Source organism: Pseudomonas sp. Irchel 3E13 (assembly GCF_900187455.1).
In the GTDB taxonomy this organism is placed as follows: Bacteria; Pseudomonadota; Gammaproteobacteria; order Pseudomonadales; family Pseudomonadaceae; genus Aquipseudomonas.
Genome location: NZ_FYDX01000005.1, coordinates 458,534 through 469,668 on the forward strand (window position 1 = coordinate 458,534; position 11,135 = coordinate 469,668).

The 11,135-nt window shown below is 50.5% G+C and carries 8 protein-coding genes; 3 read left to right on the forward strand and 5 right to left on the reverse strand.

Features of this window, described 5'->3' with window-relative positions:
• Positions 1–2 precede the first annotated feature (2 nt).
• Positions 3–1,451, reverse strand: coding sequence for a D-alanyl-D-alanine carboxypeptidase/D-alanyl-D-alanine-endopeptidase (gene dacB, locus CKW37_RS10995; RefSeq protein WP_095155711.1), 1,449 nt, complete (start codon positions 1,449–1,451; stop codon positions 3–5).
• A gap of 214 nt (positions 1,452–1,665) precedes the next feature.
• On the opposite strand from dacB, the gene CKW37_RS11000 reads away from it, so the two are divergent.
• Positions 1,666–2,010: a YggL family protein gene (locus CKW37_RS11000; RefSeq protein WP_095155712.1), complete on the forward strand. Its 345-nt coding sequence runs from the start codon at positions 1,666–1,668 to the stop codon at positions 2,008–2,010.
• A 39-nt stretch (positions 2,011–2,049) separates the two neighbouring features.
• Here the strand turns inward: CKW37_RS11000 and CKW37_RS11005 are convergent, their stop codons facing one another.
• Positions 2,050–3,537 (reverse strand): ATP-binding protein, encoded by a 1,488-nt coding sequence (locus CKW37_RS11005; RefSeq protein ID WP_095155713.1) that lies wholly within the window; start codon positions 3,535–3,537, stop codon positions 2,050–2,052.
• A 56-nt stretch (positions 3,538–3,593) separates the two neighbouring features.
• Between CKW37_RS11005 and CKW37_RS11010 the strand changes: the two genes are divergently transcribed.
• Positions 3,594–5,189, forward strand: coding sequence for a recombinase family protein (locus CKW37_RS11010; RefSeq protein WP_095155714.1), 1,596 nt, complete (start codon positions 3,594–3,596; stop codon positions 5,187–5,189).
• A gap of 66 nt (positions 5,190–5,255) precedes the next feature.
• Here the strand turns inward: CKW37_RS11010 and CKW37_RS11015 are convergent, their stop codons facing one another.
• The gene (locus CKW37_RS11015; protein WP_159985252.1) at positions 5,256–6,806 is read right to left on the reverse strand and encodes an EAL domain-containing protein; all 1,551 of its coding nucleotides are present in this window, start codon (positions 6,804–6,806) and stop codon (positions 5,256–5,258) included.
• A 294-nt stretch (positions 6,807–7,100) separates the two neighbouring features.
• Between CKW37_RS11015 and CKW37_RS11020 the strand changes: the two genes are divergently transcribed.
• Complete coding sequence (locus CKW37_RS11020; protein ID WP_143501968.1) at positions 7,101–8,756, forward strand: hypothetical protein; 1,656 nt, start codon at positions 7,101–7,103, stop codon at positions 8,754–8,756.
• Between the two features lie 62 nt (positions 8,757–8,818).
• On the opposite strand, the gene CKW37_RS32390 is transcribed toward CKW37_RS11020, so the two are convergent.
• Both CKW37_RS32390 and CKW37_RS32395 read right to left on the reverse strand, forming a co-directional pair.
• Complete coding sequence (locus tag CKW37_RS32390; RefSeq protein WP_143501970.1) at positions 8,819–9,814, reverse strand: hypothetical protein; 996 nt, start codon at positions 9,812–9,814, stop codon at positions 8,819–8,821.
• A 746-nt stretch (positions 9,815–10,560) separates the two neighbouring features.
• Positions 10,561–10,743 carry a hypothetical protein gene (locus CKW37_RS32395; protein WP_143501972.1) on the reverse strand — a complete coding sequence of 61 codons (183 nt, stop codon included), beginning with the start codon at positions 10,741–10,743 and terminating at the stop codon, positions 10,561–10,563.
• Positions 10,744–11,135 lie beyond the last annotated feature (392 nt).

Genomic DNA, 11,135 nt, shown 5'->3' on the forward strand with positions numbered 1-11,135 from the left:
ATTTACTCGGTGCCGGCCACTTTCGGCTGCTTGTAAAGGTCCAGCAGGATCTGGTCGAGCACCGCTGAAGCGCCCCACGGACGTGGATCGTTGAGGATCGCCGTGACTGCCCAGGTGGTGCCGTTGCTGTCGCGGCTGAAGCCGGAGATGGCACGCACGGTGTTCAGGGTGCCGGTCTTGATGTGTGCTTCGCCAGCCATGGCGGTGCGCTTGAGGCGCTTGCGCATGGTGCCGTCCATGCCGGTCAGCGGCAACGAGCTGATGAACTCGGCGGCGTACGGACTTTTCCAGGCGGCTTGCAGCAGCGTGGCCATTTCCCGCGCGCTGACCCGTTCGGCACGGGACAGGCCGGAGCCGTTCTCCATTACCAGGTGCGAAGCGGTGATGCCTTTCTTCGCCAGCCACTGGCGCACGACTCGCTGCGCGGCGCGGGCGTCGTCGCCGTCGGCATCGGTACGGAAGCGCGCGCCAAGGCTCAGGAACAACTGCTGGGCCATGGTGTTGTTGCTGTACTTGTTGATGTCGCGAATGATCTCCACCAGATCAGGGGAGAAAGCGCGGGCCAGCAGGCGTGCGCTTTTCGGCACGTCCTCGACGCGGTCGCGGCCCTGGATGGTGCCGCCCAGTTCGTTCCAGATCGCCCGTACGGCGCCGGCGGCGTAGGTCGGGTGATCGAGCAGCGAGAGGTAGGTCTGCGAGTTGCAGCCTTCGCCCAGCTGGCCGGTGACCGTTACCGTCACGCCGTCGGCCTGGACCACCGGGTTGTAGCGGACTTCGCCGGTGCACTGCTTGCTCGGCAGGGCCTTGACCTGGTTGTCGATGCGGATGCTGGCAATCGGCGGCTCGACCGAGACCAGTACTCGGCCACCGTCATTGCGGGCGACGAAGCGCAAGGCCTTGAGATTGACCAGCAGCGAGTCGGGCTTGACCAGGAACGGCTTGTTCTCATCGCCGCCATCGTCGTTGAACTGCGGCAGTTGCGGCTGGATGAAGTGGCTGCGGTCCAGCACCAGGTCGCCGGTGATGGTCTGCACGCCATTGGCGCGCAGGTCACGCATCAGCAGCCAGAGCTTTTCCATGTTCAGCTTGGGGTCGCCACCGCCCTTGAGGTACAGGTTGCCGTTGAGCACACCGTTGCTCAGCGGGCCGTCGCTGTAGAACTCGGTTTTCCACTGGTAGGTGGGGCCGAGCATTTCCAGGGCGGCGTAGGTGGTCACCAGCTTCATGGTGGAGGCCGGGTTGACCGAGACGTCGGCGTTGAAAATGGTCGGGGTGCCCGGGCCGTTGAGCGGCAGCATCACCAGCGAGAGGGCTGAATCCTGGAGTTTGTTGCTCTTGAGGGCTTGCTGGACCTTGGGCGGCAGCGTGTTACTGACGGGGACGGCATGGGCCGGCAGCGCGAGTGGCAGGAGCAGACCGGCGAACAACAGCGAGCGAAGGGATGGGGTCATAAGCACTGAAACCCTGCGGGCGAGGGGTGAAAAAAACGGGGCTGAACAGGATGATGGCCCCGGCATGAAAAAATGATAGCGCGCATTATGCCCCAAGCCTGCGGCCGCGTGCGCCGCGAATGCGCGTCCGTGTGGCGGATTGTCGGGTTTTATCGGGCAGTGCACGGGCGAAGCTGTTAAAGTGCCGCGCGTTAATACTCAAGAGGATTGTTTCATGGCTACCAACCGTTCCCGCCGTCTGCGCAAAAAACTCTGTGTGGATGAATTCCAGGAGCTGGGTTTCGAACTGAACCTGGAATTCAAGGAAGACCTGAGCGATGAAGCCATCGACGCCTTCCTCGACGCCTTCCTGACAGAGGCTATGGATGCCAACGGTCTGGACTATGTCGGCGGTGATGACTTCGGTCTGGTCTGCTCGGCCAAGCGTGGCTCGGCTACCGAAGAGCAGCGCGCTACCGTTGAAGCCTGGCTGAAAGGCCGTGGCGAGCTGACCAAGATCGAAATCAGCCCGCTGCTGGACGCCTGGTACCCGGAAAAACCGGTCCACCCGGTCGCCTGACAAGCAAATGCGGCAGCCCTGGTGGCTGCCGCGTTCGTTTCAGTCTTTTCCTTCCTGATCGACGTCCGTCGATTCTGGCAGGCTCGCCAGAGTTTGCCGCAGGGTCTCGTCGACCCGTCTCATCTGATACAGCACTTGCCGCTTGCGGCGCCTCAGCACCGGCTCCGGTGCGAACCGCTCACAGACTTCCTCAAGCTTTTCACAGGCCAGCATCAGCGCTTCGGCCTGGACGATGCGTGCCACCCCGAGAATCTGGTGGGCGATATTCTGCAACGGTAGCGGGTCGCCATGGGTGTCGATTTCCTGCAGCCGTTGCTGGTCTTCCGGGCTGCTGCGCAGCAGCGTTTCCAAGAGACGGCGCAGTTCTGCGGGACAGTCGCCGATGATCGGTTCGAGGCCCTTGAGATCAAACAACGCGGGAGGGCTGGTGGCTGCTGGCTGCGTTGACACGCTGGCGAGGCGCTGGCCAAGGGTGTGCAAGCCGATGGGTTTGAGCAGGCAGTCGCTCATCCCGGCCTGTTCGCAGCGCTCGCGGACTTCCGGCTGGGCGTTGGCGGTGTAGCCGAGAATCGTCGAGGGCGTCCTGCCTTGTTGCTGTTCCTGCGCACGTACCGCGCGGGTGAACTGGTAGCCGTCCATATGTGGCATGTTGCAGTCGACGATGAATACGTCGTAGTGAGCCGACTCGCACATTGCCAGGCCCTGAGCGCCGTTGTCGACGCAGGTGTATTGCACGCCTAGGAATTCCAGTTGCTGTGCCACCAGCAGCAGGTTGGCCGGGTGGTCGTCGATCACCAGCACGTTGAGGCCGGCAGCGGGCATCGGCGGCGCCAGCTCCTGGGGCTTGGGCTCGCGGCATTCCGGCAGGCTGCGCAGCGGCAGGCTGACGCGGATTTCCGTGCCTTCGCCGGGCTTGCTGAACAGGCTCAGCTTGCCGCCCATCATCTCGCACAGGCTGCGGCTGATGACCAGGCCCAGGCCGCTGCCGCTCCGTGCTTGCGAGCTGTCGGGTTCTATCTGGGCGAACGGCTGGAACAGCCGCTGCTGGTCGTCCAGGGCGATGCCGACACCGGTGTCGCAGACCGACAGTTCCAGTTGCAGGTCGTCGCGGTTGGCGTCGCCCGTGGTGGGCAGGTTGGAGATGGCCAAGTCGATCTTGACCTGGCCCCAGGTGGTGAACTTGATGGCGTTGCTGACCAGGTTCGAGAGGATCTGCCTGAAGCGCATGGGGTCGAGCAGTACGTCGCGGTGCGCGGTGCGGGAGATGGCGAGGGTCAGTTCCAGGCCTTTCTGCCGCGCCATCCCTTCGAAGACCTGGGTGGTGGACTGCACCAGCTCCGCCGGGTCGGCCCGTTCGGGGCTGAGGTTCAGGTGCCCGGATTCGATGCGGGCGATGTCGAGGATATCGCCGATCAGCGACAGCAGGTCCCGCGCCGAATGGTAGGCGACTTCGATGGCCGGGCGATCCATGGGCTGCCCGTCGGGGCGCTTGAGCGCCAGTTCGAGCATGCCGATCAGGGCAATCATCAGAGGTTTTAGTAGAAAATGCTACCATTCCTCATCGGCTAAGGATCAACGCACACATGACCACCGTAACCCCTTTACCTCGGGCCTTTTCAGAGGTCTTCCAAGGCGACGACAGGATCAACGTTTACAGCTACATCCGCTTTTCATCCAAGGCCCAAAAACTTGGATTCAGTGAGATGAGGCAGATCGATCAGCTCAATCGCTTTTTCGAGCAATACCCACAGGCTCGACAGGTTGAGCGGTATGAAGACCTTGGTGTCTCCGCCTTTAAGGGCAAAAACCTGAAATCCGGCCAGTTGGCCCGGTTCGTAGAGAGGATCAAGGCCAAGGAGATCCAGCCCAACGCTCTGCTACTGGTCGAATCCTTCGACCGAATCAGCCGGATGGGCGGATATGATGCCCTTGAACTCATCATATCCATCATCCAGGCCGACTGCGCCATTTACACACTTTTCGATAATCGTCTTTACTCTCGACGCAAAACCGATAGCAGCGCCGATATAAGTCTGATCCAAAACATCCTTGAACGGGCTAATGATGAGAGTCGTTCAAAATCAGATCGTGTCTCCGATGCCAAGGAAAGAAATTTATTGAAGGGTGAAAACGGCCAAATTATCACGAAACGATGCCCGTTCTGGATTAGTTATGTTGATGGTGAGTTTGTGTTGAACGAGCACGCAGAGGCCGTCAAGCGAGCGACAGAGCTTTGTTTTGAAATGGGTGCGAGAACTACCGCCCAAGAACTTAACAAGCTAAATTTTTCAAAAAAATACACCGAAAGCATTATAGGCAAGGTTCTTCGCCAACCTGCAATTTATGGCTCATTCATCGCCATGGAATGGGATGATTTAGGAAAGCCAGTTCAGATTAAAAAAGAGATTAAGAATTACTATCCCGCTGTAATCAGTGAATCAGACTTCCATAGGATTGGTGCAAAGCTAAGTCAGCGTCAAGATCCAAAACTTGCAGGGCGGAAGGCTGCTGAATTTAAAAATATCCTTCGGGGCTTGGTCTTTTGCGCTTGTGGTTCAGGATTCCGTTATCACGCACAAAAAAGTCAGTATGTTGATTTAGTGTGTTCAGCCTCATTGGCTGGGCGTTGTTCCTATGCCGAGCCGGGAAAAGGTGTTCGATACCGTTATGCCAGGATTGAGGAGATATTTCTTGCCTATCAGAACCTGATCCCATTCCATCAGATAATTGCCAAGTCCAGCGACATTAAAGCTCTCGAAAAAGAGCATGAAGAATTGACGGGGCTTCTCATTCAAAAAGAACAAGCGTTGGCAAGTAGTTTTGCCATTCTTGAAAAAGCCTCAGAAACGGCCCAAAAATACGTTTTGAGTAGGATTGAGGAAGTCAGTGAGGAGTTAGACCAGCTCAAAGCTAAACAGCATGAAGTCGGCCTTAGAATCAGTTCAATGCACCTTGCAACCAAGTCAGCAATTAGCGTGATGGATATTTACAAGCTGCTGCTGACTGAAAGCGGACGAATTAAAATTAACAATTTTCTCGCCAGTCAAGCGGTTAGACTTTCCATAACGCCATTAAAGAAGAAATTTTTTATTATAGATATTTATCTTTCAGGGAATCACATTGACCGTATCAATGTTACACCGGACGGATACACCGCCGAAAATAAGGTCCGACTCTAAATCGCCATCAGCCCTAAAACGCACCCAATCAGAGATTGGGCACCTTTTAGGGCTATATGATGAACATCAGTCGTGGGCAAAATTCATTGCCTTGCCCCGAGCAGTCTGTGATTTGACCCTCTCAATAAGCTCAGTGATTGGTAATGCCTTACTAAACAACCACCCTTGAATAAGTGCATCAGGGCAAAATTCAAGAATTGCTATTTTTTGTGCTTCCGTCTCCACGCCCTCAAAGACTATCTGCGCATTCATTGCTTTTGCTATTTCATAGATCTTTTGCAGCACTATTTCCGCCGGAGAGCCTGTCCCAGCAGCTTGCGAGAATGACTTGTCAATTTTTATAACGTCAACATTTAGCCTGGCCAGATAAGATAGACTTGAGTAGCCTGAGCCAAAATCATCAATCAATACTTTATGGCCATACGCTCTAAGAGATTCAATCCGCCCTTCAATTTTGCTAATGTCAGCCGTTGCACCTTCGAGCATCTCGATTGCAATCTGACCTGCTAAAATTCCGTGTTTTCTTGCTGTATCTGATATGTGCCGAACAAGACCGCCTCCCAGAAGATCTTTGGTTTCAATGTTAAAGCTCAAATATACTTCGGGGTTGCAGGCCAAGCCTTTCGAACACTCTTCCAGCGCTTTGTTAACAATGAGCTTATTCAGCTTTTCTTGCAGGCCAAGATCCTCTGCTTTTTCAATGAAGACGTTTGGGGGGACTGATCCGAATTTTTTATCATGCCAACGGGCCAAAACCTCGAAACCCGAGACCTTACCAGTCATGCCATGAACAATCGGTTGATATGCAGTTGATATTGTCCCGTTTTTAATGGCGTATTTCAAACGATGGGAAAGTGAGTCTCTGACCCTACGGTATTGGTGGGCAGCATAAAAAGCTAATAGACCCAAAGAACAACCAATCAGAGCGATGAATAAGAGAAGGCCAGGCTTATTAGTCGTAAAAATATTCGCATCAATATTCGAAACAACACATATGTCATATTTTTCAGAACACAATTTTGCGAATGCGCTGGTTAGCATATTGCCTTGATGAAATTCGCCGAATGTGCGCATGATGGTTTTGCCGTCACGAGACACAACAGATGAACTTAACTCTACTGGTGGCGATTCAAACGGTGCAAATGCGGTGGGTGATGTAACAACGAATGAATTACCTTTTGCCGAAATGTCAATTTTTACAGCGCTGGGAAAATAGCTTGAAACGCCTCCCCAAAGTTGAACATTGTTTTGGGTGACTCTACTTTCTCCAGTCAATCGAAAATCTGGAATTACCCCCCACATAGCAGAGCAGTTAATAGCTTTATTTTCTATCCGCCCAGCATCTTTTACAAAACGATATTCATAAGTAACTCTCTTTAAAGCATCCAGGTCAGACGGCCCGCAAGACTCGTGAGGTGTAGTGTTTAGCTCATCAAGTGCAGTCGTCAGGTTTCCTGCGACCATCTCGGCATGGTTGAGGACAACGTTAGCATAGGAATCTATTCTATTATCCGCACTAACCAACCATAGAAACTGCGATACGCCAAACGAAAACAGCACCCCAATCGTCATGCATCCAGTCAAATAGCACAGAATACTTTTTTCAAGCTTTTTCATGCGCATCACCAGTGAATCCCTATTTCCGTCTTATGCCACATCTGTGTGGGGTTGCATAGCGCCGCTACAAGCATTTTTCCGCCATCACGCTATGCGTGGCGGCGCTGGACAAATCCAGCGCCCAAAGCAGCCCTGACAAGTCAGGGCCAGCCGGACAAATCCGGCTAAGAGCAAAAGCATTGATCCAAATGCTAATATTGAAGTGTGGCTCCTTTTAACCCGTTGGGCTTACCACCACACTTAACTTCGTTAAGACGCTTCGCTTGCGGTAGTAAGCACGGGTTCCTCGCCGGAATGGCAGAAGCAAAAGCAAAGCCGCACCAATATAATATTCAATATGAGGATAAAATGAATGATAGAAAAATAACTTCGATGATTTTCAAAACCTTGAACTACACGAATGAAATCAAGAAAAAATCAACAAATGGACATGGCGGTCGCCGTCAGTTGTTCAAGAGCCTGCGCCACTCTCTGCGCATTCCCGCAAGCCAGCCCAAGAAGCTGGAATGGTTCGATGAACAATCCCATTTAAATCTAATCTGGTTGCCAGATACTGGCACGATAAAATTAAACGACTATCCGAAAGAGCAAAGGGAATCTCTTCTTGCGAAAATAACCAATGAAGCGGAAGCGCCAACACTGGCTAAAAACGACAGAACCGAATTATTGGAAGCACGCACAAAGCTCAAAAACAAAGTCAAAAATGCCAGTAAAAACGAAACCGCCGAGGGCAGTATTTTAGCTTTTCAAAACATCCTTAATATTCAAGGCATCGCAGATACTGAACAGCTCTTATCCGACCTTGATCAGTTCGACATAAAGCGCAAAAGTCAGAAGCTCGATACAGCAAGGCAGTTTCTCGAATGCCACAACGAGATAGAGCGTGGCCCAAAACCGCTAATCAAGAAAAATCAGGCCGTTATTCAAGAGGCATTTTTTAAATTTCCGGCCATGAATGAGGTGAGAAATTTAGATCCAGAAAAACGCATTGATCTAATAAAGAATTTCTACAAGAATATTTTCCCGGAATATCCGATTCATTTCGTTGTATTGCATGGTGATGAAGATGCCGACCTGACGGAGCATAGCGACCATCCGCATATTTTTATATCCACTAAAAACAGTAAGACTGGGCTCTATGATTTGCGAGACACACAGATAAAGAGGGTTAATGCTTATTTGACAAAGTATCGTCCAGGAACAAATCCTATTGACGAAAAACCTGATTTTCTGGAGTCACAGTTACTGTTCGGGTATTTGCAAGACATGTTTTACGCCTACACCAACAATACGCTGTTGAAGGAAACACCATATCGAGCCAAGAAACACGAAAAAACAGAGGGGCACATGAAGATGCTTCGATATATCAACGCAGAAGCAAAAAAGCCAAAATCCGAACGTGCCTTCAACCTTTACACGCTCGCCCAGGAGCGAAAGGCGATAGCCGAGCAGAAGGCCCAGCTTGCACAGCAAAACCGTATCAAGGCCGAAGCAGCAGCAGAGAACGCTATAGAGCGTCATAGGCTGGCAGAACAAGCCACAGCAGAAGAAAGAGAGTTTGCAGAGGCGTATCGAAGAAAAGCTGAAAATTATGAAGGGGCTATTTCAAAGATGCGTGCTGACCAAGCCAAAGCAGAAGCAGATCACTCCAAGATAAAAGCTGAATTGAAATTATTCAGAAGCAATATGTCAGAGTTGATTGATGGGATTACCAACTGGCTTGAAGAGACTTTCGCCGCTCGACGCAAGGACATTCAAGAGAAATGCTTGGAGCGTGCAAGAAAGGCTTATGAGAGAGTTCGTGAGAATGATAAGTCCGAGGATAGTCGCTTTACCAAGAAGGCAGAGGCACAGGTGGATACTCAACTCGCTGAGTTGGAGTTGTATGATAATGAGCTTCTTGACATACCGCCAGCAAAGGAAATAAGACGCAAAATTATCAGGCCATAAAAAGCCACCCGGAGGTGGCGATAAATAATTAAAGTCAAATATGACAATATCAGGATAGCATATCAATTGGAAAAAACGCCATTTAAGCCAAGGCTCTTCGGAATTACATTTATCACAATTTCTTTTGGCTGAGGCTTTTCTATTATTTTGTTGCCAAGCTCCACATACCTCAATGTTGCATTCCCTCCATCAAAAGATACACCCTTCAATATTACTGTTTTTTCTTCTACCGCCTTAGCAGTTATGCCGCCATGACCGACATACCTATCAATCGTCTTGGGCAGGGCTATTTCAATATAAGAATTCCCAGCGCCAACCACAGACTGAAATTTAGAAATAGCTGATCCAATTTTGCTGGCGCTATACTTACCGCTGCTCAGGTCATCTACATTTACTATCAATTTGTGGCGCTCACTTGTCGCCCAGTTCGTCGCAGAAAGGCTATTGAGATATTTCGAGAATTCTTCTCCATTTTGCAAGCTGGATGATGTAACAGAGATATTGCTTAATAGTCCATCAGGTATAGCGTCCGCATTAGCAGCAGGCTGAGTGTCCGCTTGGGTTGAAGCACAGTTATTATTGCTAACCATCCACTCTGCCCCGTATGGATAACTGGCTTGCCCCAACGAATTTTGTGCTTTCACTCTATAGCGCTGAATTGTTCCGATTTGTCCAACTGGACATGCTACCTCATCAATCTCTTGCATAATATCGGTAATCTGTGCAACGCAGGACGTGAAGTCTATGGATGTGATCTCAAATTTAGTATCTGTTATTTTTGCAGTGGCGCTGTATGTTGTCGTGTAGGTGCCGTATTTATAGACCGTTCCTGAATAGGTTCCTTGGGTAGTTCCATTATACGAGTCGCACGTTTCTTCTTGAACGCCATCTTTGGTTTCAGTTGTTTGAGTAGGGACAGGCTTACAAGTGCTGGAAACCTCCACCCAGCCGGAATAGTTCCTCATTGAACCATCAGTCCAGGCTTCATATGTTTGCTTCTCTCGAACTGACCCTATTTCACCAATTGCGCAGCTAACAATCCTATATTCACTTTGCATGCTCTGTAGAGCTGCTGCACAGGTGTTTGCTGTGTCGCTCCAAGGTGTGAAGTTTGTCTTTGTGCCGTCTGACCATAAGTCGAAGGTTCTTGTCTGAGTCCAGATGCCATTAGGCAGTGATGCTGGGCAGGTTAGGCTTTGTGTTTCAGCCTCCCTACCAACGGAAATTATGGTGCACGTATTTGTTAAGTCACTCCAGTTCGAAACATCTCTATGGCTACCATCCGACCATAATTGGTAGGTGCGACTTTGAGTCCAAACGCCACTTGGGTGGGTCAATGGACAGTTTAGGTTTTGAGTTTCTGTGTTCGTCGATTGATAAGTTGGACCAGACTCAACACAACCTCTTGATATAGTTATGTTCTCGCCATAATAACCAGTCTGCTTATGAAGATAATACCTAACATCCTCGTCAGTCTGCCCACTTCGGAGCCTGCTCTGAACCTCACTGGTTATGCTTGGGCAGTTTATTCTGTCATAGTATGCCAGTCGATACGTGAACGATATTTCGCCAGTTTGACCGGCTGGGCAAGCAACTACACCAGAACAGGTTGCAGATGAGTTTGACCCACTCCCGCCATCTGCGTGAGCCTGAGTTATAAGGATCAGCAGAGATAGTGGATAAAGCAGCTTGGAATTTTTCATAATTAGAGTATTTGCGTATAATTAAATTGTATCACGCAAATAGAAAAGCGCCTCTATCTATGAAGGAGGCGCTTTTAAACTAAAATTCTTATCGAGATTTGTTAATTCTGAGCTTGTGGGTTTTTGACCAACCTCCCGTCTTTCCAAACAAAATAAGGAGGCTTGGTTATTTTTACATCGCTACCACCTGCATTGTTGGGGTTTCCGCTCCCATTACTTTCAGCAAATGCTCCCGAGGTGGCGAAAGCGCTCACAGCCAATACTGCTATAATAATTTGTTTCATTGTATATGCCTTTTTCACTATCGTAGCTTTTGTATAATTAAAAGCAAATTTATTTAAATGTTGTGTAGCTATATCCCTTCCCCGTTAGATAGGAGTGCTTTTTATAAAACCATTCAGGGTTTTTCAAATCGTCCAGGCCATCACGAACCAAATAGACTTGCACCAGCCCCACGCTGCTATTCTTTCGCACTTCGCCGGAATGCTGGGCCTGAATACTGGAAAACCCTGGCCGCTGTCGTATGTCCAGATACACGCCTTGCCCACCGTTAAGGATGCTCCGATCAACTTGTCGTGCAGCCGCGGCAAGTTGCAATTTTCCAGGCACCTACAGCGTTATTGGACGAAAAGTGACCGAAAAATCATGTACGGAGAGCTTTTTCGACCGGTTCTCC

What these genes read in the sequence shown, in the direction of transcription:
- dacB (WP_095155711.1), bottom strand. Translation starts at nt 1,451, where the DNA reads ATGACCCCATCCCTTCGCTCGCTGTTGTTCGCCGGTCTGCTCCTGCCA.
- CKW37_RS11000 (WP_095155712.1), top strand. Translation starts at nt 1,666, where the DNA reads ATGGCTACCAACCGTTCCCGCCGTCTGCGCAAAAAACTCTGTGTGGAT.
- CKW37_RS11005 (WP_095155713.1), bottom strand. Translation starts at nt 3,537, where the DNA reads ATGATTGCCCTGATCGGCATGCTCGAACTGGCGCTCAAGCGCCCCGAC.
- CKW37_RS11010 (WP_095155714.1), top strand. Translation starts at nt 3,594, where the DNA reads ATGACCACCGTAACCCCTTTACCTCGGGCCTTTTCAGAGGTCTTCCAA.
- CKW37_RS11015 (WP_159985252.1), bottom strand. Translation starts at nt 6,806, where the DNA reads ATGAAAAAGCTTGAAAAAAGTATTCTGTGCTATTTGACTGGATGCATG.
- CKW37_RS11020 (WP_143501968.1), top strand. Translation starts at nt 7,101, where the DNA reads ATGGCAGAAGCAAAAGCAAAGCCGCACCAATATAATATTCAATATGAG.
- CKW37_RS32390 (WP_143501970.1), bottom strand. Translation starts at nt 9,814, where the DNA reads ATGCAAAGTGAATATAGGATTGTTAGCTGCGCAATTGGTGAAATAGGG.
- CKW37_RS32395 (WP_143501972.1), bottom strand. Translation starts at nt 10,743, where the DNA reads ATGAAACAAATTATTATAGCAGTATTGGCTGTGAGCGCTTTCGCCACC.